The sequence below is a fragment of the Kitasatospora sp. NPDC093806 genome (genome assembly GCF_040683335.1).
In the GTDB taxonomy this organism is placed as follows: domain Bacteria; phylum Actinomycetota; class Actinomycetes; order Streptomycetales; family Streptomycetaceae; genus Kitasatospora.
Genome location: NZ_JBFBDO010000119.1, coordinates 1 through 24535, shown reverse-complemented (window position 1 = coordinate 24535; position 24535 = coordinate 1). Strand labels below are relative to the sequence as shown.

Annotated in this window: 21 protein-coding genes and 2 pseudogenes; 12 read left to right on the top strand and 11 right to left on the bottom strand. The window is 74.2% G+C overall.

The window, feature by feature from the left end; genetic code table 11:
- Nucleotides 1-137: 137 nt before the first annotated feature.
- Genes AB0N76_RS34200 through AB0N76_RS34190 form a run of 3 tightly spaced genes read left to right on the top strand, consistent with a single transcriptional unit; the run spans nt 138 to nt 2892 of the window.
- The gene (locus AB0N76_RS34200) at nt 138-2018 is read left to right on the top strand and encodes a CocE/NonD family hydrolase (protein ID WP_363563958.1); all 1881 of its coding nucleotides are present in this window, start codon (nt 138-140) and stop codon (nt 2016-2018) included.
- Between the two features lie 50 nt (nt 2019-2068).
- The gene (locus tag AB0N76_RS34195) at nt 2069-2542 is read left to right on the top strand and encodes a hypothetical protein (RefSeq protein ID WP_363563956.1); all 474 of its coding nucleotides are present in this window, start codon (nt 2069-2071) and stop codon (nt 2540-2542) included.
- On the top strand, nt 2539-2892 hold the full coding sequence (locus tag AB0N76_RS34190; RefSeq protein ID WP_363563954.1) for a hypothetical protein: 354 nt from the start codon (nt 2539-2541) through the stop codon (nt 2890-2892). Before AB0N76_RS34195 ends, AB0N76_RS34190 begins: the two co-directional genes overlap by 4 nt.
- Nucleotides 2893-2950: 58 nt before the next feature.
- Here AB0N76_RS34190 and AB0N76_RS34185 read toward each other — a convergent pair whose 3' ends face one another.
- The gene (locus AB0N76_RS34185) at nt 2951-4213 is read right to left on the bottom strand and encodes a hypothetical protein (RefSeq protein ID WP_363563952.1); all 1263 of its coding nucleotides are present in this window, start codon (nt 4211-4213) and stop codon (nt 2951-2953) included.
- A complete protein-coding gene (locus AB0N76_RS34180; RefSeq protein ID WP_363563950.1) occupies nt 4203-4754 on the bottom strand; it encodes a SigE family RNA polymerase sigma factor in 552 nt (183 codons plus the stop codon). The genes AB0N76_RS34185 and AB0N76_RS34180 overlap by 11 nt, the downstream gene beginning before the upstream one ends.
- A gap of 173 nt (nt 4755-4927) precedes the next feature.
- Here AB0N76_RS34180 and AB0N76_RS34175 point away from each other — a divergent pair, with 173 nt between their 5' ends.
- From AB0N76_RS34175 to AB0N76_RS34160, 4 genes are all read left to right on the top strand, one after another.
- Nucleotides 4928-5758: a class I SAM-dependent methyltransferase gene (locus AB0N76_RS34175; RefSeq protein ID WP_363563948.1), complete on the top strand. Its 831-nt coding sequence runs from the start codon at nt 4928-4930 to the stop codon at nt 5756-5758.
- Nucleotides 5759-5904: 146 nt separating this feature from the next.
- Nucleotides 5905-6360, top strand: a complete 456-nt coding sequence (locus AB0N76_RS34170) for a PH domain-containing protein (protein WP_363563946.1) — start codon at nt 5905-5907, stop codon at nt 6358-6360.
- 269 nt (nt 6361-6629) lie between these two features.
- Nucleotides 6630-7199, top strand: coding sequence for a DinB family protein (locus tag AB0N76_RS34165; RefSeq protein ID WP_363563944.1), 570 nt, complete (start codon nt 6630-6632; stop codon nt 7197-7199).
- A 45-nt stretch (nt 7200-7244) separates the two neighbouring features.
- Complete coding sequence (locus AB0N76_RS34160; protein WP_363563942.1) at nt 7245-8873, top strand: hypothetical protein; 1629 nt, start codon at nt 7245-7247, stop codon at nt 8871-8873.
- Nucleotides 8874-8936: 63 nt separating this feature from the next.
- Here the strand turns inward: AB0N76_RS34160 and AB0N76_RS34155 are convergent.
- The 3 genes and pseudogenes from AB0N76_RS34155 to AB0N76_RS34145 all read right to left on the bottom strand — a co-directional run.
- Nucleotides 8937-9659 (bottom strand): annotated as a pseudogene (locus AB0N76_RS34155) (putative Ig domain-containing protein); the annotation flags it as partial.
- 210 nt (nt 9660-9869) lie between these two features.
- Nucleotides 9870-10310 (bottom strand): annotated as a pseudogene (locus AB0N76_RS34150) (serine protease); the annotation flags it as partial.
- 390 nt (nt 10311-10700) lie between these two features.
- Nucleotides 10701-11519 (bottom strand): hypothetical protein, encoded by an 819-nt coding sequence (locus AB0N76_RS34145; protein ID WP_363563940.1) that lies wholly within the window; start codon nt 11517-11519, stop codon nt 10701-10703.
- Between the two features lie 122 nt (nt 11520-11641).
- Here AB0N76_RS34145 and AB0N76_RS34140 point away from each other — a divergent pair, with 122 nt between their 5' ends.
- On the top strand, nt 11642-12085 hold the full coding sequence (locus AB0N76_RS34140) for a GFA family protein (RefSeq protein ID WP_363563962.1): 444 nt from the start codon (nt 11642-11644) through the stop codon (nt 12083-12085).
- A 22-nt stretch (nt 12086-12107) separates the two neighbouring features.
- On the opposite strand, the gene AB0N76_RS34135 is transcribed toward AB0N76_RS34140, so the two are convergent.
- Nucleotides 12108-12692, bottom strand: a complete 585-nt coding sequence (locus AB0N76_RS34135; protein ID WP_363563938.1) for a hypothetical protein — start codon at nt 12690-12692, stop codon at nt 12108-12110.
- A gap of 395 nt (nt 12693-13087) precedes the next feature.
- Complete coding sequence (locus AB0N76_RS34130; RefSeq protein ID WP_363563936.1) at nt 13088-14083, bottom strand: hypothetical protein; 996 nt, start codon at nt 14081-14083, stop codon at nt 13088-13090.
- A 185-nt stretch (nt 14084-14268) separates the two neighbouring features.
- On the opposite strand from AB0N76_RS34130, the gene AB0N76_RS34125 reads away from it, so the two are divergent.
- A complete protein-coding gene (locus AB0N76_RS34125) occupies nt 14269-15393 on the top strand; it encodes an alpha/beta hydrolase-fold protein (RefSeq protein WP_363563934.1) in 1125 nt (374 codons plus the stop codon).
- 97 nt (nt 15394-15490) lie between these two features.
- Entirely contained in the window at nt 15491-17908 is a 2418-nt protein-coding gene (locus AB0N76_RS34120) for a glycosyltransferase family 39 protein (protein WP_363563932.1), read from the top strand.
- A gap of 55 nt (nt 17909-17963) precedes the next feature.
- Here the strand turns inward: AB0N76_RS34120 and AB0N76_RS34115 are convergent, their stop codons facing one another.
- The 3 genes from AB0N76_RS34115 to AB0N76_RS34105 form a co-directional block, all read right to left on the bottom strand.
- Complete coding sequence (locus tag AB0N76_RS34115; RefSeq protein WP_363563930.1) at nt 17964-19601, bottom strand: alpha/beta hydrolase; 1638 nt, start codon at nt 19599-19601, stop codon at nt 17964-17966.
- Between the two features lie 132 nt (nt 19602-19733).
- Complete coding sequence (locus AB0N76_RS34110) at nt 19734-20495, bottom strand: HNH endonuclease family protein (protein ID WP_363563928.1); 762 nt, start codon at nt 20493-20495, stop codon at nt 19734-19736.
- Nucleotides 20496-20599: 104 nt separating this feature from the next.
- Nucleotides 20600-21529, bottom strand: a complete 930-nt coding sequence (locus AB0N76_RS34105; RefSeq protein WP_363563926.1) for an NAD-dependent epimerase/dehydratase family protein — start codon at nt 21527-21529, stop codon at nt 20600-20602.
- A 131-nt stretch (nt 21530-21660) separates the two neighbouring features.
- Here AB0N76_RS34105 and AB0N76_RS34100 point away from each other — a divergent pair, with 131 nt between their 5' ends.
- On the top strand, nt 21661-22659 hold the full coding sequence (locus AB0N76_RS34100; RefSeq protein ID WP_363563924.1) for a helix-turn-helix domain-containing protein: 999 nt from the start codon (nt 21661-21663) through the stop codon (nt 22657-22659).
- A gap of 79 nt (nt 22660-22738) precedes the next feature.
- On the opposite strand, the gene moaA is transcribed toward AB0N76_RS34100, so the two are convergent.
- A complete protein-coding gene (gene moaA / locus AB0N76_RS34095) occupies nt 22739-23755 on the bottom strand; it encodes a GTP 3',8-cyclase MoaA (RefSeq protein WP_363563960.1) in 1017 nt (338 codons plus the stop codon).
- Between the two features lie 422 nt (nt 23756-24177).
- Here moaA and AB0N76_RS34090 point away from each other — a divergent pair.
- The coding region (locus tag AB0N76_RS34090) for an NTP transferase domain-containing protein (RefSeq protein WP_363563922.1) at nt 24178-24535 on the top strand (358 nt) is incomplete at its 3' end.

Below are 24535 nucleotides of genomic sequence, written 5' to 3'. Positions count from 1 at the left end.
CGCCGGCCCCCCCGCGCGGGGCGCGCGGGCGCGGCCCCCCCCCGGGCGGGGCCCGCGTCCGTTTCCTCCCCTACTGTCGGAATCCCGACGCCCGAGGCGCCACCGGGCGTCCGGGACGGGACCCGATGGGAGCGGCCATGTCCTCGTACCCCTACCGCACCACCCGCGAGGACCTGCGCGTCCCCCTCCCCGACGGCACCGAGCTGTACGCCCGCCTCTGGCGCCCGGTGACCGACGAACCCGTCCCCGCCGTCCTGGAGTACTCCACCGGCCGGCTCACCGACTGGACGGTCACCGAGGACGCCCGCCGCCACCCCTGGTTCGCCGGCCACGGCCACGCCGCCGTCCGGGTCGACGCCCGCGGCCACGGCAACTCGGCCGGCCTGCCCGCACCCGACTCCTCGGTCGCCGACGGCGCCGCCGTGGTCCGCTGGCTCGCCGCCCAGCCCTGGTGCAGCGGCCGGATCGGCCTGCTCGGCACCGGCGCCGCCGCGGCCACCGCGCTCCGGCTCGCCGCGCACGCCCCCGACGCCGTCCACGCCGTGGTCGCCGCCTGCCCGGAGGGCGCGCACCGCCTCGGCGGCGCCGTCCTCGCCGCCGACGGCCACGCCCGCGCCACCACCAGCCTCGCCGACGCGGCCCGGCCGCCGGACCCGCAGTACGTCGGCGACGACTGGCGGGCGATGTGGCTGGCCCGCCTCGACGCGCTCGAACCGCCGCTGGAGTCCTGGCTGGCCGCCCCCGCCCCGCCCCCGGCCACCGCCGCCGTCCCCACGCTGGCGGCGGCCGGCTGGTCCCACCCGTCCGCCGCCACCGTCCTCGCCCTGGCCGGCACTGCCTCCGACCGCGTCCCCGTGCGCGCCGTCCTCGGCCCGTGGCCGTACGGGCTCCCCGACGAGCTCCTCCCCGAGGCCCTGCGCTGGTACGACCACTGGCTGCGCGACATCGACACCGGCGCCCTCGCCGTCCCCGCCCTGCGCAGCTGGCTCTCCACCCGCTGGGCCGGCGACGACCCCTGGCCCTCCCCCGACGTCCGCGACGTCCGCTACCGCCTCGACGGCCCGCTGCGCACCGCCGGCACCGCCTCCGAGGACCGCTGGGTGCACGTCCGCTCCCCCCAGCACACCGGCCTCAACGCCGGCGCCTACGTCCCGCTCGGCCGCCCCGCCGACCAGCCGCCCGACCAGCGCGAGGAGGACGGCCGCTCGGTCTGCTTCGACTCGCTGCCGCTGCCCGAGACCCTCGAACTCCTCGGCACCCCGTCCCTCGCCCTGCGCCTGCGGCCGGGCCCCACCGGCGCCCTGGTCACCGCCCGGCTCTGCGTGGTCACCCCCGACGGCACCTCCACCCTGCTCACCCGCGGCGCCCTCGCCGTCCCGCCCGCCGCCGACACCGCGGACGCCGACCCGCACTCCGACCCCGACCTCACCCTCGACCTCGCCCCGACCGGCCACACCGTCCCGCCCGGCCACCGCCTCCGGCTCGCCCTCTCCTCCACCTACTGGCCCTGGCTCTGGCCCGGCCCCCACCCGACCGGCTTCGCGCTCGACCCCTCCCACTCCGCGCTCACCCTCCCGGTCCGCCACCTGACCGCCGACACCGGCGACCCGATCACCTTCCGCTCCCCCACCCTCCCGCTCCCGCCCCCGCTGCACACCACCGAACCGCTCACCGCCCGCCCCGAACGCGTCACCGTCCACGACATCGGCCGCCGCGAATGGCGCACCGAACTCTCGCCCACCACCGACGGCACCCGCACCCACCCCGACGGCCTGGTCCGCGCCGAGCAGACCGTCACCGCCTACCGCGTCCTCACCGCCACCCCCCTCAGCGCCCAGGCCCGCACCGACCGCACCGTCCGCCTCGAACGCCCCGCCATCGGCTGGGACGCCACCATCCACACCCGCACCGAACTCCGCTGCGACCCCACCCACCTCCTCGCCCACACCCAACTCCGCGCCGAAGAAGCCGGCAACGTCGTCTTCACCAAGGAATGGCACCACCGCATCCCACGGTGACGGCACCCGATCTCCCCCTCCCCAGAGACATCCAAGCTACTGTGGATGTCATGACTGCGGCCTACGAGGAGATCCCCTTCAGCGAGCTGCTCCACCGGCCCGCTGCCACCACGAGCAGACTCGACGCCGTCCGCGCGCTCCGGCTCCGCCGCCGGGACGCCGGCGACCTCGCGCTGATGCGCGTCGACCAGCTCGAACAGGACACCAGCGTCGTCGACTTCACCTCGCGCCTGCTCAGCGGCCTGGTGCGGACCGGGAACACTGCTGCCCTGCGTGCCGCGCTCCCCGAGGCCCTGCCCTGGGTGACCTTCCTGCCCGACGACGACGTGGACCAGCTCATCGGCGAGCTGGTGGACGTCGCGCGCGGCGCGGTCGCTCTCGACAACCTCGCCCCGATCGCCCTGCTCCTCACCCAGTGGCGCCACAGCGCGGAGGTCTACGCCGACCCCGCCCTCCACGCCCTCCTGACCCGCGAGCCCGACGGCGACCTCGGCCCCGTACCCCGCCCCGGAGGACCCGAGTGAGCCCGAAGCGCGGCGACCGGGCCGCACCACCTCCCGTCGAGGGCGAGTACGACCTCCGGTTCGCCACCTCCGAGGCCGCGAACGGTTGGGAACTGCTGGCACGGCACGCCCCGGGCAACCTCCGCCGCGCATACGATCACATCCGGGCGGCCCCGCTGGCCACCGACAACCCCGCCCGCCAGCACCGGCTCAAGGGCAAGCTGGCAGGCACCGCCTTCAAGGGCCGTCAGCTGGAACGCTGGCAGTACGAGGTCACCGGCGGCGGGCGGATCTGGTACCTCGTCGACACCGCCGACCGCATCGCCTGGATCACCTACGCGGGGCCCGGTCATCCCAAGGAAACCGACTGATCCGCCAGCGTCCGGCCGCTCCCCCCGTGTGGAGCGGCCGGACGGGGTGGGGGTGCGGCTACTTGCGCCAGTCGGGGGCGGTGATGATCGCCTTCAGCTGGTCGATCGAGAGGGCCGGGGTGCCCTCGCGGAAGTCGTAGCCGTTCTCGCCGTTCCACTCGTTGAGCAGGACGCTGCGGCCGTCCGGGTAGTACACCTTGGCCGTCCAGTGCAGCACCGGTTTGACGGCGGTCTTGCCGTTGCCGAACTGGTTGAGCACGAGGAGCGAGCCGTCGGGCAGCTTCTCGTGCACCTCCAGCGGGGTCGGGGTGTCGTTCTGCTCGGCGTCCTGCTTGTCCTGCAGACCGCGCGGCCCGGCCGGTTCGACGTGGACCGAGATCATGCTGGTGCGGCCCTCGAAGGTGACCGTCAGCGCGGCGTGCTTCTCCTCCTGCGCGCCAGGCTGCGCACCCTGCGGGAGCAGCCCGGTCAGCGTCGCGATCAGCTCGGCCGGTGCCGGTGTGCCGGCCGCCGTCGGGGTGGGGGTGGCCGCCGGCTTGTGCGGCTTCGGTGCCTTCGGGTTCGCCGGCAGCGCGGCGACGACCCGCTCCCACGCGGGCGCGGTCACCAGGGTCGTGAGCTGCTCGGCGTCGAGCGGCGGGAGCTCCCGACTGGGGGTGGCGGGCTGCCCGTTGTACTCGGTGACCTGGACCGTGGTGCCGTCCGGTCCCGCCCAGGTCGCCCGCCACTGGCGCTGGCCGGCGGAGTTGCTGTTCCGCAGCTTGTCGATCACGAGTATCGAGCCGTCCGGGCGAACGGTGCGGTCGCAGGAGTCCTGCGGCGTGTTGAACGGGTCCATGCAGACGGCGGCCGCGTCGGGCGCCTGCGCGCCGCGTTCGACCGTGTAGTGGAAGGTGCTCGCACCCTTGCCGTCGTCGAACTGCAGCACGCCGAAGGTCTCGTGCACGTTCCCCGACGGGCCCGGGATGCCGGGCGTCTGGGCGGTCACCGCCTGCACCGAGCCGGGCGGCAGCAGCGTGGTCACCAGTTGCACCACCTCCTCGGAGGTCATCGGCTTGACCGGTTCCGCGGCCGGCCCGAACAGCTCGGACCCCGGACCGCCGTCCCCGGCCAGCGCCCCCACCGTCCCCGCCACCAGCACGGCCGCCGCCAGCCCGCCGGCCAGCACCGCCCGCCGCCGGTTGCGCCGCCGGCGGCCGCGCCGCTCCGCCCCGGCGGCCAGGGTGAACAGCGCGTCGTCCGGCGCGAGCGCCGCGGCCCCGCGCAGGGCCTGGGCGAACTCGCCCTCGAACTCGCCCTCGAAGTCGTCCTCAACCGGCATGACGCAGCACCGCCTTCCCCGTCAGCTCGGTGGTCCCCAGCTTGTCCCGCATCCGGGCCAGCGCCCGGCTGCTGCGCGAGCGCACGGCCGTGCTGCTCAGCCGCATGGCCGCCGCCGTCTCCTCCACACTGCGGTCCTCCCAGAAACGGAGCACCAGCACCGCCCGGTCCTGCGCGGGCAGTTCGCCGAGCGCGCGGAGGAGGGTGAGCCGCAGGGCGGGATCGGGATCGGCGACGGCGATGTCCGGCAGCACGTCGGTGGCCCGCTCGGTGCTGCTCCGGCGGCGGCGGTACGAGAGGAAGGTGTTGACCAGGACGGTCTGCGCGTAGCCGCTCGGATTGTCGAGGCGCGAGATCCGGCGCCACTTCACGAAGACGCGGCCGAGCGCCTCCTGGACGAGGTCCTCAGCGAGGTGCGCGTCGCCCCCGGTGAGGAGGAACGCCGTCCGCAGCAGATGGCGCCCCCGCGACGCCACGAAGGCCGGAAAGTCGGGCGGCGCCGGCTCGGCTGCCGGTGTTCCCGCCCCCAGTATTTGCTCCATGCCCTACTAACGCGATCATGCGGCGGTCTTGTGGCACCGGTCGGTGGGGATCTTTTCACGTCACCGGGACCACGCGGTGCACCGGGCGAAATCCCGTTGCCTCGCCGCGCCCCGCCGCTCAAGACTGACTTCCCCTGCCTCCTCCGCCGCCCGAGCGACAAGGACCGCCGCCCATGACCGTCTCCCGCCAACCCCTCGACATGCGCCGCAGCAAGGTGTTCGGCGAGGTGGCCGAGACGTACGACGCGTCCCGCGCGGGCTACCCGTCCGCGCTGGTCTCCACCGTCCTGGACTACGCGGACCTCGGCGACCGTCCCGCCGTCGAGTCCGGCGCGGGCACCGGAAAGGCGACCGTCCCCTTCGCCGCCGCCCTCGGCGACTCGCCCCTCCTCTGCGTCGAGCCCGACGCCCGGATGGCCGCCGTCCTGCGCCGCAACACCGCCGACCGGCCGAACGTCCGGATCCACGTCGGCCCGTTCGAGGAGTGGCACCCCGGCGACACCCGCTTCGGACTGCTCTTCGCCGCCACCTCCTGGCACTGGCTGGACCCGGACCGCCGCTGGGACCTCGTCCACGACGCCCTCGCCCCCGGCGGCGCGGTCGCCCTCTTCTGGAACCCCCAGGGCGTCCTCGACCCGCACCTGCACGCCGCCCTCGCCGAGGTCGACCGCCGCCACGGGCTCACCATCACCCCGCACGCCGAGCTCTCCTCCTCCTACGGCGACACCCCGGGCCACTGGCCCGGCATGCTCGGCCACTGGCCGGACGCCGAGTGCCGGCAGGACGGCCGGTTCACCGACCTCCGCTCACTGCGGATCCGCGAGCAGGCCCACTACGACACCGACCGCTACCTCGGCCACCTCGCCTCCGTCTCCCTCTACCGCGCCCTCCCCGCCGACCGCCGCGACCGCGCCCTCGCCGACACCGCCGCCGTCCTCGACGCCCACGGCGGCGGCATCGACGTCGAACACCACCACGACCTCTTCCTGTCCCGCCGCCGCTGACCGCCCATCCATCCCCCTGCACAGGAAGTCGGATCCGCCGACTTCCTGTGCAGCCGTCCTTCCCGGTCCCGTAACAACAGGCCCCCGCCGTACCGGTGGTCACACCCGCCGCCCCTACAGTGGGCGGCCGGGAGAGAGGGGCGGCCATGGGGGCGACGCAGGAACTGCCGCGCAGGTACCGGGCCGACGGGCGGCAGCTCGGGCTGGTCCTGCTCGTCCTGGGCCTCAAGACGCTCCTGGTGCTGTTCATCGTGTGGACCGACGACTTCCCCCGCTGGGTACAACTGCTCACGACGACGGCGGTGCTGCTGTTCGACCTCGCGGTCCTCGCCGCCGTCCCCTGGTCCGGCACCTACGCGGACCACGCCGGCCTCCGGTCCCGCGGGTTCCTCCGGACGCGCCGGCTGGCCTGGTCGCAGATCGCCGACATCCGGAGCGAACCGATGGGCCACGGCTCGCTGCCGAGCGTCGTCGCGTACGCCTACCCCACCACCGGCCGACGGATGCTGCTCGTCCACCTCAACGACCAGCACCTCGACTCACCCGCCCAGGTGGAACGGGAGGTCAACGCCCTGCGCGCCGCGGCCCGACAGACGGCTTGACCACGCCGCGACGGCGGTGGCGCAGCCGCGGTCACGGTCCAGGTGGCCTCCCGGAGGTCGAGGTCCGGACCCACGGCACACCTTCACCTTCGGCTGCGAGGCCCTCGACCTCTCCGGGGACGCCCCCCGTCGGCTGGTGACCCTCACCCCGGTCCCGGACGGTCCGACCGAGGCCGCCCTGCACCTGCTCGCCGCCTGCTCGCCGCCTGGACGGCACAGCCGACGCCGACCGACAACTCGGTGGCAGACCCGGACCACCACCGACGATCATGGCGCGCATGAACGACGAACCCGAGCGGTGGACCCAGGCGACCGTCCACCCCGACATGTGGCTCGACCCGGCCGACGACCCCCGCAACCCCGAAGGCCCCGGCCCGGACGGCGAACTCGCCACCCTGCGGCAGTTCCTGGCCGACTACCGCCTCACCCTCCGGCTGAAGTGCGAGGGCCTGGACCCGGAGCAGCTGGCCCGCCGCTCCGTCCCGCCGTCGACGATGTCGCTGCTCGGCCTGGTCCGCCACCTCGCCGAGGTGGAGCGGGACTGGCAGAACTGGATCACCGACGGCGAGCCGCTGCCGAAGCTCTACGGCGAACGCGACGCGGACTTCCACGGCGCCGTCGCCGACCGGTCCGCGGTCGACGCCGCGCTCGCCGACCTGGCCCGCGAGCAGGCCACGACGGACGCCGCCCTCGCCCGCTTCCCGGACCCGGGCGAGCGGGTCGGCAAGGACCGGATCGCGATCCGCGAACTGCGGGTGCACATGATCGACGAATACGCCCGCCACTGCGGCCACGCCGACCTCCTCCGCGAATGCGTCGACGGCCGAGTGGGCCAGTAGCCGGGGTCCCCCGCCCGGGGGCAGGAGGCGTGCAAGGATGATCCGATGATCCACCCGGCGGACCGGCCGCTCTCCACTCCCCCGTCCATCCGCCGCGTCCTCGGCGGCGGCCCGTTCGCCGAGATCGGCAAGCCCACCGTGGCCGTGCCCGACGAGGCGCACGGGCTGGTCGCCGTCGGGGGCAGCGTCGGCAACCTGTCCTGGCCCGGCCGGTACGTCGACGGCTGGCACGGCCACCGCGTCGGCGTCCACGGCCTCGACGACCTCGGCTGCCGTCTGCTCGTCCGCAGCCGGTGGCCGGTCCTCGACCTCGCGTTCCACCCGCACCTGCCGCTGCTCGCCGTGGGCACCGGCGCGTACGACGGCGGCTGGTTCTACGAGGGCGAACTCCTCCTCGTCGACCTGGAGAGCGGCGCAACCGTCTCCGCACTGGAGTACCCCCGCGAGGTCCGCCGGGTGGACTGGCGGGAGGACGGCCGCGCCCTGCGGCTGGCCCTCGCCCCGCACGACGACGAGGACGACGAGTCCCCGGAGACCCACGGGTTCGCCGTCACCGTCGAACGCGACGACTGGCGCGCCGTCGCCGACCGCACCGTCCTGAGCACCGAACAGGTCGGCCCGCGCGTCGAAGCCCCGCACCGCCCGGACGGCGTCAAGGAGGCCGCCCGGGAGCTGCTCACCGCGCTCGCCGCCGAGCAGGGCATCGCCTGGCACCCGCGCCGCCGGGTGTGGGCGGTGGAGGAGCTGTCCGACGGCCGGGTGCTGGCCGCGCTCGAAGGCGTCAAGCTGGAGAGCCGGCTGCCCTCGGGCGAACTGGAGTGGTCGGTCCCCGACCCCGACGGCGGGTGCGAACTGTCCGTCGCCCCGGACCAGCGGTCGGCCTGGGTGAACCTCGCCCGCACGGCCCGCTGGATCCCCGGCTCCGGCTGGGTGGACGCGCCCGGCGCCGTCGAACGGCTCTCGCTCGCCGACGGCGCCACCTTGGCCGTCGCCGAGGTCGCCCACCCCGTCACGCTCACCGCCGCCACCGACGGCCGGATCGCGCTCCGCGACACCCGCAACGACCGGCCGAAGACCCCGACGGTGCTGCTCGCACCGGAGCGCCCCCAGTCCGCCGGGCCCGTGCTCGGCGGCTACGACGCGCGCAACAACTGGTTCGGGGTCCGGCGCAGCCCCGAACTGCTCTTCCTCCAGGGCAAGAAGAAGAAGTACTGGAAGGACAAGTGGGTCGTCGCCGTCGACCCCGAGGGCGACGGTCGCGGGGAGGTCCGTCGGCTGTTCCCGCTCGCATGGGACACCGACCGCGCCGGCCACCTCTTCGGCGGCCCGGCCGTCCGACTGGACGGCGCCCTGGTCCACGCCGGCCAGGTCCACCACGGGAGCGGGCTGCAGCCCGGCCACGCGTTCATCGTCCGCCGCCGCTTCCCCGACGGTCTGCCGCAGTGGGTGTTCACCGGGGACCACCTGGTCACGGCCCTGGACACCGACGGCACGACCGTCTTCGCCGCGCTCACCTCCGGCGAGATCCTCGCCCTCGACGCGGCCGACGGCACCCAGCGCTGGCGCACCCGCCTCACCGTCGACGGCATCCCGACCGTCGCGCTCTCGCTCACCGTGCCCGGCCCCGGCCGGCTGCTCCTCGGCACGGTCGACGGCCGGATCCTCCTCACCTGAACCGACGGCGCCGGCCGCCCGGGGGTGGGCCGGGCGGCCGGTGGTGGTGCCGTCGGTTCGGGGTCAGCTGGTGGCGATCGCGGTGTCGTCGATCACGAAGCTGGTCTGGAGGGAGGCGTCCTCGGTGCCGGTGAACTTGACGGTGACCGACTGGCCCGCGTACCCGGAGAGGTCGAAGGTCCGCAGCTGGTAGCCGGCGGCCGCGTCGGCGTTCGAGTAGGTCTTCAGCGTGGTGCCGTTGGCCTGGACCGTCAGCTTGTCGTACGCCGTGGTGCCGGACTCACCGGTGTCGATGTGCAGGTAGAAGCTGAGGGTGGCCTTGCAGCCGGCCGGGATGGTGACCGTCTGGGACAGCGTGTCGGAGTGGGTGGAGCCGTAGCCGTTCAGCCAGGACTTCCACGAACCGCCGTGCGCGGCCTGCGAGGAGGAGTTGTCGACCACGCCGCTGGAGGCGGTCCACGGCGCGGCCGTGCCCGTCTCGAAGCCCGCGTTGCCGAGCTGCTGCGCCGGGGTGCAGGTGCCGCCGCCACCGCCGGTGACCGTCCAGCTGAAGGCGGCGCTGCCGGTCTTGCCGGCCGAGTCCTTCGCGGTGACGGTGACGTTGAAGGTGCCGGCCGTCGTCGCGGTGCCGCTGATGACACCGGTGGAGGCGTTGATCGACAGGCCGGCCGGCAGGCCGGTGGCCGAGTAGGTGTACGGGGTCGAACCGCCGCTCGCCTGGATCTGGAGGTTCGCCGAACCGCCCACCGCCGTCGACTGGCTGCCCGGGTTGACCACCGAGACGGAGCCGCTGCCCGCGGGCTTCGTCAGCAGGCAGCCGCTGACGTTGAGGTCGATGACCCGCCCGTTGCCGAGGCAGGTGGTGAACCAGTAGGTCTCCTGGCCGTAGCTCTGGCCCTTGTTCGCGGTGGTGGTGCCGTCGGCCGCCACCTCGCAGGGGTTGTTGAGCGTGCACATCTCGCCGTCGTCGTTGCCGGTGTTGTTGATGCCGACGACCTTCTTCGTCGCGGCGTCGACGATCGGCGAACCCGAGGTGCCGTGCGTGGTGTTGCAGCCGGCGCTGTAGCGGATCGAGTCGCGCCAGGTCCAGGCGTCCTCGCGGAGCGTGCCGACGAAGCCGTTGACGGAGCAGTTCCAGGTCTGCTTCCAGTACGACGACGGTATGAACATCGCCGAGCCGTCGACCGGGTGCGTGTCACTGATCGTCAGCGCCGTCGCGCCGAACTTCGACGTGATCGACCCGAAGGTGTCGGTGAGCTGGTACAGCGCGACGTCGGTGCCCGTCATCGTCGCGTACAGGATCTTGTCGGCCTGCACGGTGCCGAGCGAGCCGCCCGAGGCGTTCAGCAGGGTGCCGCTGCGGCTGGCGGACTGGTTCTGGATGACCTGGCCGGCGGGCGGCATGGTCGGCAGACAGTGGCCGTTGGTGAGCATCATGGCCCGGTCGCCGTCGACCGAGGAGGGGTAACGCACCAGCGAGGCGGAGCAGTTGCTCAGCGCGATGGTGGACGTCAGGTCACCGGCCTGCACCGCCTGCGCGGGAACGGCCGCCACCGAGGTCAGCACCCCGGCGACGACGACGCCCGCGGCGGACGCGGCGGCAAGTCTCTTGAACATGGCTCTCCTTGTGGGGGATGCGGGGCGTACGACCGGTTGCGGACGCCCGCGCCGCACGAAAGTGCCATGGCCACTTCAATCGGTCAACCATGCGAGCAGAAGTGGCTCGCGCAAATCCGCCCGGGTGGGCAGGAATCGACCGGACGACTCGTCAACTCGCCCTGTGCGGGCACGTTGAGTGACGGCACGCCGACGCGCGGATGGACCCCGTCAGCGGAGCGGGAGCACGGGACGGGTGGAGAGGCAGTCGAGGAGGTCCTCGTCGAACTCGCCGTCCTCGCCGTAGAAGAGCTCCACGAGGTCGGGGTGACGGTTGGCGGTGGCGAGCGGGAGCCAGGCCAGGACGGTGCCGTAGCCGCCGCAGACGGACTCGCCGCCGTCGCCGCCGTGGATCAGGCCCGGCTCGCCGGTGATCTCCGAGCGGTAGGTGTCGTAGGCGATGCGCAGGCCGAAGGCGTTGGGCCGGGCGTGCGGGCCGGTGGCGTCGCCGTACGGGATGCGGTCGAGCGGGAAGGTGTCGCCCCAGCGGAACAGGGTGTCGGCCCCGGCGCCGCACGCGTGCTCCCATTCGTCGGGGCTCGGCAGCCGCAGGCCCTCGCGGGCGAGGGCGGCCGGCATCTCGGCGGGCGGCACGGGCAGCGACTCGTCCTCGACGGCCATCAGCAGGGTCGGCACGGTGACCGTCCGGCGCGGGCTGAGCAGACGGGCGAGGTGGGCGTGCAGGTCCTCGTCGCCGAAGCCCTGGCTGACGCTCTCCTCGCGGTAGCAGGCGAGGAGCTCGGCGGACGGCCGCCAGGCCGCCACGTCGAACCCGACGGTGACCCGCCCGCCCGGTATCAGCGCGAACAGCCGCCCCCCGCGCTCGACGAGCACCCGGTGCAGCGGCGCACCCAGGTGCTCCAGCGCCTCGACCCGATCCACCCGCCCACCGGCCGCGTCCGCGACCTGGGCGGCGAGGCGGGAGGCGGCGGCGAGGTCGAGTCGGCGCCAGGCGGCGAAGGTGAGCGTGGCGAGTGGTTCGGGAGCCATGACGGGAGTGTGGCACGCGCCACTGACAATTGACTGGGAGTCGGCTGCCCGTCCGTTCACCCGTGCGGGCGAACCCCATTGCCGCGCTCCGCTCCCTCCTGGCACGCTGACGCCGCGTGACCATGCTTCCGAACACCGACGTCCGCACCGACGTCCGCACCGACGCCAGCACGGCTGTCCGCACCGGCGGGTGCCTGTGCGGGCGGGTCCGCTTCGAGGCCGCGGGTGCGCCCGACTACCCGCATGTGTGCAGTTGCCCGCACTGCCAGAAGCTGGCCGGCGGCCCGCTGATGTCCTGGGTGAGCTTCGAGCTGGCCGGCTTCCGCTGGACCGGGCCGACCGGCGAGCCCGCCTGGCACCACACCTGGCCGGACTCCCGGCGCGGGTTCTGCCCGACCTGCGGCAGCCAGGTGTGCGCCCAGGACGACGGCGCGCCGTGCATCGCGCTGACCCTCTCCGCCCTGGACGACGCGAGCGACCTCACCCCCGTCAACCAGAGCTTCCGCTCCGACGCCGTCCCCTGGCTGCCCCGGCTCCCCGACCGCCGCGACGGCGCCGCCCACTGAACGGCACCGGCACCCCTGACGGTCAGGCGAAGTCCCACATCTCGACGGCCACCCGCACCTTGCCGGGATCGGCGGTCGGGGTCACCTGGAGCTTCAGCGGGATCCGGGCGTCGAGGCCACGTTCGCCGGTGCGCACGGCGACACCCCCCGGCACGTCGCCGACCGTGCACCCGCTGATCGACGGCCCCCACCGGACCTCGTGGGCGGCGGGGAGACCGGCCTCGCGGAGGTGGTCGTCGGCCCGCTCCGCGGGGAGGTCGAAGCCGACGGTGAGCTCCCATTCGCTCTCCAGGGCAACGAAGCGGACGTTCTCCGCCCCTTCGGGCAGCCGGAACCCGAAGTGGTCGAGGGCGTCGTCGAGCGCCAGCGTGGAGGGCTCGCAGGCACGCGGGTCGTCGACCTGGTTGAGCCATTCGATCGCCTCCCCCCAGGACCTGGGCAGCACACCCGCCGAGGAGCCGACGAGGACGATCGTCGCGATGGTCACGAGGGCAAGGAAGGACACCACCGGCATCACGCACCCCAGCGCCAGCCAGACCCGCAGACCCGGTCGGCCTCGTCCGGAGCAGCCCGCCAGCACCGCCCGTGCCGCCTCGTCGTCCGTCATCGACGCTCCCCCGGCGTGACACCCGCCCGCGCAGTGCCCGCGCCGGTCGCGAAGGTCGTCTGGGCCGGCAGTGGAGGGCGGGTGTCGGGGTCGGGGCTGGGGCCGGGGTCGAGGACCGGTGGGAGGCCGAAGAGAAAGAAGAGGACGGCGGCGATCAGCAGCAGGAGCGTCCCGGTCGAGGCGGCGCAGGCCACCACCAAGCAGCCCCGGCGCCGGTCCCGACCCGTGCCGCCCCCGCCCGCGTTGCCGTGATCCATCCGGCACCACCCCCCATAGTTTTTGAACCCGTTCATTTTGAACTCGTTCAAACTATAGCCGCACGGAAACGCCGGAGCGCCGCCGGTCGGACCCCCCTCCCGACCGGCGGCGCTCCGGGGGTGGTGGGTGCGGCGTCGTCAGGGCTGCGGGAAGGTGTCCTCGGGGACGTCGCTGGTCTTCGCGTTGCCGCCGACCTTCGCGGTGAGCGTGATCGACCAGGAGGTGTAGGTGCGGCCGGTCTCGAAGGCCAGGGTGTCGTCGAACTTCGTGTAGCCGCAGTTCTGGGTGAACATCTTCAGCGAGGAGTCCCAGTCGACGCCGTCGGAGAAGTACACCTCGTAGGTGCCGTCCTCGACGCCCTCGATCGACGCCTCCTTGCCCTTGCCGACGTACAGCGAGTGGACCGGCTTGCCGCTCAGCACGAGCGAGACCACGGAGTCGGTGCTGCCGGCCGAGTTGTCGACCTTCAGGACGCCCGAGCCACGCAGGCGGCCCTTGCGGATCAGGGTGTCGTTGGCGAGCGAGCGGGTCTGCTGCTGGGGGGTCTGCGGGACGGTGAAGTTGGTCGCGTAGCCCGCGGCGGTCATCTGGGCCAGCGCCGCGGGGACGCCCTTGAGGCCCTCGGAGAGGCCGACCTGGGCGTAGGCGGAGCCGGTGGTGCAGAAGGCCTTCGCCTTGATGTCGCTGCGGACCTTGGTGAGGTCGGTGGCGAGCTGGGAGAGCGCCGTGACCAGCTGGCGCTGGGCGGTGCCGACGGTGGCCGGCGCGGTGGTCCGGCCGATGCTCTGGCTGGCCGAGTTGGCGGCGGTGGCCGCCTCCTGGAGGCCGATCATGAAGTTGGTCATGTTGGCGGCCGGGTTGATCTTGCCCAGCGCGACCCCGACGGGATCGACGTAGCCGGCCAGGACCGGGCCGTACGGCGGCGGGGTGTAGACCGGCGTCGGGGTCGGGGTGTAGGTCGGTGCGGGCAGGGCGCTGAAGCCGCCGTCCGAGGAGGTGGACGCGGCCGGGGTGGTGGCGGGGCCACCCGAACTGCTCGATCCGCTCGCGGTGCTGCCCGAACCGCTGCTGGAACAGGCCGCCAGGAGTAAGGCGGTGCCGACCGCCAGGCCGGCCTTGGTGAAGGACTTCATACCGCGCCCCCGGTGCTCTCTTGAGTGTTCTCTCATGCACGCTCCGTGCAATCTGCTGTCCCCGCGGACATGATCCCGACCCGGCAAGACCCGGTCAACAGGGCGTACAGACGGCGCACCGAAGCGAATATGGGGCGCATAAGGGGGCGCACGGAGCGGCGCAGCGGGTCAACTACCATCGGGACGTGCTGAGCCTCACGGGACTCCCCCTCCAGATCGTCGCCTCCGTCATCGCGATCGGCGTCTTCGCCGCCACGATGTGGCTGTGGCCGAGATTCGGCGGAGGCGGCTGGAAGGCCTGGTCGGGACGGATCGGCGCGTTCCTCGCCACCCAGGTCGCGGTGCTGGTCGCGATGGGCCTGGTCGCCAACGGCTACTTCGGCTTCTACAGCTCCTGGAGCGACCTGCTCGGCACCAACGGCAAGCCCGGCACCGTCGTCGACCACCAGCCGAACGCGGCCGCCGCCCTCGCCGTCACCGGCGAGAAGAACATGTACTCGGCGCAGGGCTCGGCCCGCGACCGCTCCGGGCTGATCCAGGAGGTCTCGGTCAAAGGAGCGAGCAGCGGACTGAGCAGCGACGCCTACGTCTACCTGCCCCCGCAGTACTTCCAGCCGGAGTACGCGCAGCGCAAGTTCCCGATGGCGCTGGTGCTGGCCGGCTACCCGGGCTCGGCGGAGAAGCTCATCACCCTGATGCAGTACCCGGCGTCCGCGCTCACCGCGATCGAGCAGCAGAAGCTGCCGCCGACCGTCCTGGTGCTGATGCGGCCCACCCTGGTCGGCAACCGCGACACCGAGTGCATGGACGTCCCCGGCGGGCCCCAGGTGGAGACCTTCTTCACCAGCGACCTGCCGAAGGCGCTGGCCGGCAACTACCGGATCGGCACCGACCCGGCCAACCGCGCGGTGATCGGCAACTCCACCGGCGGCTACTGCGCGCTGAAGTTCGCGCTGCGCAAGCCGGACGCCTACCGCGCCGCGATCTCGCTCTCCGGCTACTACACCGCGCCGATCGACGAGACCACCGGCGACCTGTTCGCCGGCAACGCCCAGCTGAAGCAGGAGAACGACCTGGTCTGGCGGCTGAAGAACAAGCCCGCCGAGCCGGTCTCGCTGCTCCTCGCCACCAGCTACGACGAGAACAACTACGAGGGCACTCAGGCCATGGTCAACTCCTTCAAGGCGCCGACCAAGCTGTCCACCATCACCCTCGACACCGGCGGCCACAACTTCCACACCTGGACCCGGGAGATCCCGCCCGCCCTGGAGTGGCTCGGCAAGCACCTGACGATGCCGCAGGCCGCGTAGCGGTCCCGGACCGCCGGGGCGGGGCCGGCCGCGATCCACAGGCGGCTCACACCCCGGTCTCACCCTCCTCTCAGCCGGGCGCCCGAACGTAGCGCCCATGACCACGACCAGCCTCACCCCGCCGGCCGGTGAACCCTGGCCGGAGGCCGGGGACTACCCTCCCCCGCTGCTGCCGCCCGCCCCCGCCGCTGCCGACACCCGGGAGGAGCCGCCGCTCTTCCCGGAGTTCCCGCTGCCGCCCGTCGGCCCCAAGGGCCCGGCGTCCTGGGCCGGGCGGCTGCGGACCCTGCCGGGCCGGGCCTGGCGCGGGCGGGCGGACGACCCGCGCTGGGTGCGGCCCGCCCTGCTCGGTCTGCTGGCCGCCACCGCCGTCCTCTACCTCTGGGGCCTGTCCGCCTCCGGCTGGGCCAACGCCTTCTACTCGGCCGCCGCCCAGGCCGGCAGCCAGAGCTGGCAGGCCTTCTTCTACGGCTCCTCCGACGCCGGGAACTTCATCACCGTCGACAAGCCGCCGCTCGCGCTCTGGCCGATGGCCCTCTCGGCGCGCGTCTTCGGGCTCTCCTCGTGGTCGCTGCTGGCCCCGCAGGCGCTGATGGCGGTCGCCACCACCGCCGCGCTGTACGCGACGGTGCGCCGCCGCTTCGCCCCGCTCGCCGGGCTGCTGGCGGGCGTCGCGTTCGCGCTGACGCCGGTGGCGGCGCTGATGTTCCGCTTCAACAACCCGGACGCGCTGCTGGTGCTGCTGCTCACTTTGGCCGCGTACGGGCTGGTGCGGGCGGTCGAGGCGGCCGGCACCCGGTGGCTGGTGTTCACCGGGGTGATGTTCGGACTGGCCTTCCTCACCAAGACCCTGCAGGCGTTCCTGGTGCTGCCCGCGTTCGCGCTGGTCTACCTGGTGGTGGCGCCGACCGGGCTCTGGCGGCGGGTCCGGCAGCTGCTGGCGGCCGGGCTGGCGCTGGTGCTGTCGGGCGGCTGGTGGGTGGCGGTGGTCGAGCTGGTGCCCGCGTCCGCGCGCCCGTACGTCGGCGGCTCGCAGGACAACAGCTTCCTGTCGCTCACCTTCGGCTACAACGGCCTCGGCCGGCTCAACGGCGAGGAGACCGGCAGTGTCGGCGGCGGCGGCCGAGGCCGCTTCCCGGCCGGGCTGGAGGCCGTCGGCGGCGCCCCCGGCGGGGCGGCGGGCGCGGTCCCGGGCGCGGTACCGGGCGGGGCGCCCGGTGCGGCGGCCGGCGGGATGCGGGGCGGGGGCGGCTGGGGCCAGACCGGCCTCACCCGGCTGTTCGACGGCGACATCGGCGGGCAGATCGCCTGGCTGCTGCCGGCGGCGCTGATCCTGCTGCTGTTCGGCCTCTGGGCCACCCGCCGCCACCTGCGCACGGACACCGCGCGCGCGGCCTTCCTGGTCTGGGGCGGCTGGCTGGTCTGCACCGCGCTGACCTTCAGCTTCATGTCCGGGATCTTCCACCAGTACTACACGGTGGCGCTGGCCCCGGCGATCGCCGCGCTGGTCGGCATGGGCGTGGACGGGCTCTGGCGGGCCCGGCACCGGCTGCCGTACGCGGCGGTGCTGGCCGGGACGCTCGCGGTGACGGCGGTCTGGGCGTACGTGCTGCTCGGCCGGAGCGCTGACTTCCTGCCCTGGCTGCGCTGGACGGTGCTGGTGGGCGGGCTGCTCGCGGCGCTGACGCTGCTGCTGGCCGGGCCGCTGGGCACCCGGCTCGCGAAGGGCGCCGGGGGCACCGGGGACGGCGGCCGCCGGTTCGCCGGGCGGCTGACCGCCGTGGCGGGCCTGGCGGGCGCGGCGGCGGCGCTGGGCGGCCCGGCGGCGTACGCGGTGGACACGGTCGGCACCCCGCACACCGGCTCGATCGTGACGGCCGGCCCGGCGGTGCAGGGCGGGTTCGGCCCGGGCGGCGGGCTGCGGCGCGGTCCGGGCGGGTTCGGGCCGGGCGGCGGCGAGCAGGTGTTCATGCTCAACGGCCAGGCGTTCACGCCCCCGCAGGGCGGCGGCCAGGCCTTCCCCCAGCCGAACGGCCGGGACGGCCGACGCGGCACCGCCGACCCGTACGGCATGGACGGCGGCGCGGGCGGCCCCGGCGGTATGGGCGGCCCCGGCGGCATGGGCGGCATGGGCGGGCTGCTGAACGGCGCCAAGGTGAGCGAGGAGGCCGCCACCCTGCTGCGGCAGGACGCCGACCGCTACCGCTGGGCCGCCGCGACCAGCGGCTCGCAGAACGCCGCCAGCTACCAACTCGCCTCCGGCGAACCGGTGATGGCCCTCGGCGGCTTCAACGGCACCGACCCGTCGCTCAGCCTGAGCGCCTTCCAGGAGTACGTCCGGGACGGCAAGGTGCACTGGTTCATCGGCGGCGGCTCCCGCCGCCCGGCCGGCGCCGGCGGCGAAGAGGGTCAGTCGCAGAGCGCGCAGATCGAGGCCTGGGTGGCGGGCCACTACACCGCCCGCACGGTCGGCGGCTCGACCTTCTACGACCTCAGCGCTCCGCCCACATCCTGAGCGGAGCAGAACGGGAGGGGCGCACCGGACACCGCCGGCGCGCCCCTCCCGCATGTCACTCCTTGTCGGTCGCGCACCGGATCCCGGCGGCCGGCACGGTGCCCTCCAGCAGGTAGGCGTCCACCGAGTCGCGGATGCACGTGCTCCGGCCGTAGCCGGTGTGGCCCTCGCCCTCGCGGGTGAGCAGCACGGCGTTGCCGAGCTGGGCGGCGAGCTTCTCGGCGTTGGCGTACGGCGTGGCCGCGTCGCCGGTGGAGCCGACCACGACGATCGGGTTCGCGGCCTTCGACGCGATCGGGTGCGCCTGCTCGGTCGAACGGAACGGCCAGTTGCGGCAGTCCGGGTCGAACAGCGCCATGCTCGGCTCGCGCCGGCTGATCAGCGGGGCCTTGGCGGCCATCTCGGCGTACGCGGCCTGGAGCGCGTCACCGGTCGGGACGTTGGTCGCGCCGTCGGCGCAGTAGATCGCGGTGTAGGCGTCGGCGGAGACGTTGAAGTGCCCCTCCTTGTCGCGCTTGTTGTAGGTGTCGGTGTAGGCGAGCAGGTTGTCGCCCTTGCCGCGGACCATGGCCCAGCCCAGGCTGTTGCGCAGGTCGTCCCAGGCGCTCTCGTCGCCGTAGAGGCCCTCGATCATGCCGGTCCAGGCGGCGTTGGCGGTCAGGAGGCGACCGCTCGCGGTCTTGAGCGGCTTCTGCTTGAGGCCGTCGAGGAAGTCGGCGAGCTTGTCGGCGGCCTTCTCCGGGTCCTTGCCGAGCGGGCACTGGTCCTTCTTCGCGCAGTTCGCGGCGAAGGCCCGCAGCGAGCGCTCGAACCCGGCGTACTGCTCGACGTTGTTCTCGGCCAGCGGCTTGGCCGGGTCGACCGCGCCGTCCAGGACCAGCCGGCCCACGCGGTCCGGGAACTCCTCGGCGTACACGCTGCCGATGTAGGTGCCGTAGGACAGGCCGAGGTAGTTGAGCTTCTGGTCGCCGAGCGCGGCGCGCAGCACGTCCATGTCGCGGACGGTGTTGCGGGTGCCGATGAAGGGCAGCAGCTTGCCGTACTTGGCCTGGCAGGCGTCGGCGAGGACCTTGCCGTGGTCGGGGCCGGGGTTGTCGGTGGTGAGCCACTCGTCGCGGGTCTTGTCGTCGAGGCAGTTCACCGGGGAGGTCTCACCGGCACCGCGCGGGTCGAAGCCGACGGTGTCGAAGCGCTCGTCGACGGCGCCCTTGAACTGCTTGGGGTAGCGCCGGATCATGCCGGCACCGGCGCCGCCCGGGCCGCCGGGGTTGATGACGATGGAGCCGATCCGCTGGTCCGGCTTGGCGGCGAGGCTCCGGGCCACCGCCACGTCGAGGGTCTCGCCGCTCGGGTTGGCGTAGTCCAGCGGGACCTTGAGGGTCGCGCACTGCGCCTTCGACTCGTCGGTCTTCTCGGTCTTCGGGTCGTCCTGGCAGGCCGCCCAGGCGAGTTGCTGGCCGTAGAAGGCCTTGAGCGCCGGGTCCGCCTGGCCGGTCGGCTTGACCGTCGGGGTGGGCGTGGCGGTCGGGGTGGGGGTGGCCGTGGGCGGGTCGGACGGCGTGGGCGCGGTGGTAGCGGCGGGCGACGGCGTACCGGAGGCCGCGTCGGTGGAGCCGGCCGAACCGGAGCAGCCGGCCAGCAGGGCGGCCGCGGCGACGGCGGGCAGGGCGCGTCGGGAGAACCGGGTGATCATCGAATGCACCGCATACGAATACCATCTGACGATCACACGGTTCGCGCCGCCCTACCCGCCACCGTCGCCGCACCCCGCACCATCCGGACATAGGGCGACGAATCGTTTCGTCAATCGCCGGTCAGCCGCCCGTCAGCCGCCGCACTGCGCCAGCATCGCCTTCTTGTCCGCGTCCGTGACCGGCAGCTGGTACTTCAGCGACACCTGCGCGAACCGCACCGCGTACGCGCAGCGGATCCGCGGGTCGGCGGGCAGCCAGGCGGCCGGACCGGAGTCGCCCTTGGAGGCGTTCTGCGAGCCGTCCGCCGGGATCAGGTTGAGCGGGTCGTTGGCGATCTGGACGCGCTTGGCCTTGTCCCACCCGCTCGCGCCCATCTGCCAGTCGTAGGACAGCGGCATCACGTGGTCGATCTGTATCTTCGACGCCTGCTGCTTGCTCCACTGCACCGACCTGCCGGTGTACGGGTCGTGGATGGTCATCGCGGTGACCACGCACTTCGAGCCGTCCTTGCGCTCGACCCCCGTGCCGTCCCGGGCCAGCAGATCGTTGCGGGTGTCGCAGTTGTTGTGGCCGCCCGGGACGCCGTCGACGTTGTCGGTCCAGGCCGGACCGAACTCGTTTCGGTCGTAGCCGTCCTTGCTGCCAGTACGGGCGGTGGCGACCTTGCCGATCAGCTCGCGGCCGGCCTGCTGGTCCTCGGCCGAAGTCAGCGGCGCCAGCCCGGGCTTGGTGCCGTCGGGGTTCTGCAACGGGCTGGTGCCCGTCCCCGCGCCGGAGGCGGCGGCTCCGGCGTCGGCGTCGACCCGCTTCCCGGCGCCGGAGCAACCGGTCAGCGCCAGGGCGGATATCAGGAACACGGTGGCGGCGGACAGGACGGTGCGGCGGGCGGGCACGGAGGACTCCCCAGATGGCGGGCGGCTGACGGCGCACCAGCACACCAGCCGCTCCACACCCGGTCAAGGCACCACAACACGCACCATTTCGATCATGGCGAAGCTCACACCGCGCCAGCCGCCGATCCCCGGACCGTCTCCGCCACGACCACCGCGACCGGCGTCGCCGTCACACCCAGCACCTCCTCCGTGCGCGCCGAGTCGACCAGCAGCGGCCGGTCGTACAGGTACGCCATCTCCGCCACCTCGGCGAGCATCTCCTCGAACCCCGGCACCCGGGCCAGTTCCGCCGTCGTGATCGAGCTGAGCGCCGGCTCCGGCGCGCCGGCCGCCGCCGCCAGCTGCCGGGCCAGGTCGCCGGCGGACGCCTCGCTGGTGCTGGGCACGTGCCAGGCCCGGCCCCAGGAGGCCTCGCTGCGCGCGGCGGCGATCAGCGTGTCGGCCACGTCGCCGACGTAGCTCCAGCTGTGCGGGGCGGCCAGGTCGGCGGGGTAGCCGACCGGCTCGCCGGCCAGCACGGCGGGCACCACCGTCGCGCCGAACAGCGAGGCCGCGCCGGGGCCGACGAAGTCGCTCGCCCGGACCTCGGTGGCGCGCACCCGGCCCGCCCGGTGGGCGGCCTCGGCGTCCGCCCACAGGCGCGCCCGCAGGGTGCCCTTGCGGCTGTTCGGGGCGGCGGGGAGGTCCTCGGTGATCCGGCCGTCGACCGGGCCGTAGCCGTAGACGTTGCCGAGCATCACGTAGCCCGCGCCGGTCCGTTCGGCGGCGGTCAGCAGGGCGGCGGCGAGCGGCGGGAACTCGGTGAGCCAGCGGTGGTAGGCCGGCGCGGCGCAGTTGATCAGCGACGCCGCGCCGTCGACCAGCGCGGTGAGCGCGTCGGCGTCGGTCGCGTCGGCGGCGACCCGCTCGATGCCGGGGTGCGCGGGGCCGGTGCCGCGCCGGGTGACCAGGCGGACCCGCTCGCCGGACTCGGCGAGGCGCAGGGCGGTGGCGGTGCCGGTCGAGCCGGCGCCGGTGACGACGTGGAAGGACACGGGGATCTCCCGGGTTGGTGAGGGTGACGGAGGAGTGGACGGCGCCGGACCAGCGGCGCCGTGATCAACTCTCGTTCCGGGCCCGGTCGTGCGACAGGGCTCCCGCTGCCAAGGTTCCGGAGGTTCTGGCCATGCCCTCACCCGCGGACGTCCACCGGGTCGCGGTCGTCGCCGTGCCGCCGGCGACCGCCTTCGACCTGTCCATCCCCGACATCGTCTTCGGCTCCGCCGAACTGGACGGCCGCCCGGCCTACCGGGTGCGGATCTGCACGGCCGAGCCGGGGCCGGTGGCGACCACCGGCAGCCTCCAGGTGGTCGTCCCGCACGGCCTGGACGTCCTGGCGGAGGCCGACACCGTGATCGTGACCGGCTCCGGCTCCCGCACCGAGGCGGACGAACGCGTCCTCGCGGCGCTGCGCGCGGCCGCGGCGCGGGGCAGCCGGATGGCCTCGATCTGCACCGGCGCGTTCGTGCTCGCCCAGGCCGGCCTGCTGGACGGGCACGACGCCACCACCTACTGGGTGCAGGCGGGCGCGTTGGAGCACCGGTTCCCGAAGGTCCGGGTGCGGCCGCAGGCGCTGTTCGTCGACGACGGGCCGGTGCTCACCTCCGCCGGACTGACCGCCGGGATCGACCTGTGCCTGCACATGGTGCGCACCGACCACGGGGCGGCCGTGGCCAACGCGGTGGCCCGGCTGGCGGCGGTCTCGGCGGTCCGCGACGGCGCCCAGGGGCAGGTCCTGCCGACGCCGGTCGCGGCGGCCGACGGCAGCTCGCTCACCGCCACCCGCGCCTGGGCGCTGACCCGGCTGGCCGAGCCGCTGACGCTGGCCGAACTCGCGGCCCACGCGGGGGTGAGCGTGCGCACCCTCAACCGCCGCTTCCAGGGCGAGACCGGGACCACCCCGCTGCAGTGGCTGCTCACCCAGCGCATCGAACAGGCCCGGGAACTGCTGGAGTCCACCGACCTGCCGGTCGACCAGGTCGCCACCCGGGCGGGCTTCGCCACCCCCGACTCGCTGCGCCGCCACCTCCTGCAGCGGATCGGCATGACCCCGCGCTCCTACCGCGCCCACTTCGCCCGCCCGGTCCGCGCGGGGGCGAACTTCCCGCTGCACGTGACCGGTTGACGACCCGGGCGCCACCCCGACCCTAGGGCCTGTCTCTTGGATTTTGTCGCGACCCCGGCAAGGATCCAAGAGACAGGCCCTAGCCTCCGATCGCCGACATCGGGCGGTCCGGGCGGACGAAGTCGGCGGCGCCGATCGCGTGGCCGGGGCCCTTGCGGGCGACGGCGGCGCGCCAGGCGGCCTCGATGCGGTCGTCCCCGGCGCCGCCGCGCAGCAGGGCGCGCAGGTCGGACTCCTCGGTGGCGAACAGGCAGTTGCGCAGCTGTCCGTCGGCGGTGAGCCGCACCCGGTCGCAGCCGCCGCAGAACGGGCGGGTGACGGAGGCGATCACCCCGACCACCGCGTCCGTACCGGCGATCCGCCACTCCTCGGCGGGCGCGTGGCCGGGCCGCCCGGCCGGGACCAGCTCGAAGCGCTCGCCGAGCCGGGCGAGGACCTCCGCCGCGGTGACCATCCGGTCCCGGTCCCAGGCGCCCTGCGCGTCCAGCGGCATCGACTCGATGAAGCGCATCCGGTAGCCGTGGGCGAGCGCGAACTCCAGCAGGTCGGCGAGTTCGTCGTCGTTGACGCCGCGCACCGGGACGGCGTTGACCTTGACCGGTGCGAGCCCGGCGGCCCGGGCCGCCGTCAGCCCGGCCAGGACGTCCGCGAGCCGGTCCCGGCGGGTCAGCGCGGCGTACCGCTCGGGGCGCAGGGTGTCCAGGCTGACGTTGACCCGGTGCAGGCCGGCCGTCGCGAGCGCGGACGCGGTCCGGGCCAGCCCGATGCCGTTGGTGGTCAGCGACAGCTCGGCTCCCAGGCCGGCGATCCGCCCGACCAGCGCGGGCAGACCGCGGCGCAGCAGCGGCTCACCGCCGGTCAGCCGGACCGCCGTGATCCCCAGCCGCCCGGTGGCCACCCGCACCAGCCGGACCACCTCGTCGTCGGTGAGCACCTCGGCGCGCGGCAGCCAGGCCAGGCCCTCGGCCGGCATGCAGTAGGTGCAGCGCAGGTTGCACCGGTCGGTGAGCGACACCCGCAGATCGGTGTGCACCCGCCCGAACCGGTCCACCAGGGGCCGCGCCGCGGCGCCGGCACCCGGCGGGGCGCCGCCCACCGACGCGGCGGGCGACTCCCCCGCCGCCCCGTCCCCCGCCCTCGCCGACCCGGCGGCCGTGGCCGACACCGCCCCTGCGCCGGGCGGCTCGACGGCAGGCGACCCGGCAGCAGGCGGCCCGCCGGAGGGCGACCCGCCGACGAACGGCTCGACGGCGGGCGACTCAGCAGCGGGCACCCCACCCCTCGGCGACCCGCCACCGGGCACCCCGCCGCCCCGCGACCCCCCGGCCGGTGTGGTGCCCGTCGATACCGCGTTCATCCCCGTGGTCCTCATCCGCCCAGTACAGGGGCCCGGCCGCCGGAACTCCAGCGGCCGATTCACCGGGGCGGGCCCGGTCGCCGTCCGCCGGGGTTGTGGGTTCGTCCAAGGTCGCCCGGCCCGGGCTGCGTGGCGGCGGCCCGGGCGGGCACCCTGTGCGCATGGAACAGAGGGAGGACGCGGTCACCGCGCTGGTGCTGGCGGCGGGCGGCGGGCGGCGGTTGGGCGGGCGGCCGAAGGCGCTGCTCCGGTACGGGGGGCGGCCGCTGGTGGAGCACGCGGTGGCGGTGGTGCGGGCCGGCGGGTGCCGAGAAGTGACGGTGGTGGTCGGGGCGGCCCGGGACCGGGTCCGCTCGACGGCGCATCTGCCGGGCTGCCGGCTGGTGGCCAATCCGGACTGGGCGGGCGGCATGGGCTCGTCCCTGCGGGCCGGCCTTGCCGCCCTCCCCGCGCGGTCCTCGGCGGCGCTGGTGATGCTGGTGGACACGCCGGGGGTGAGCGCGGGAGCGACGGGCACCA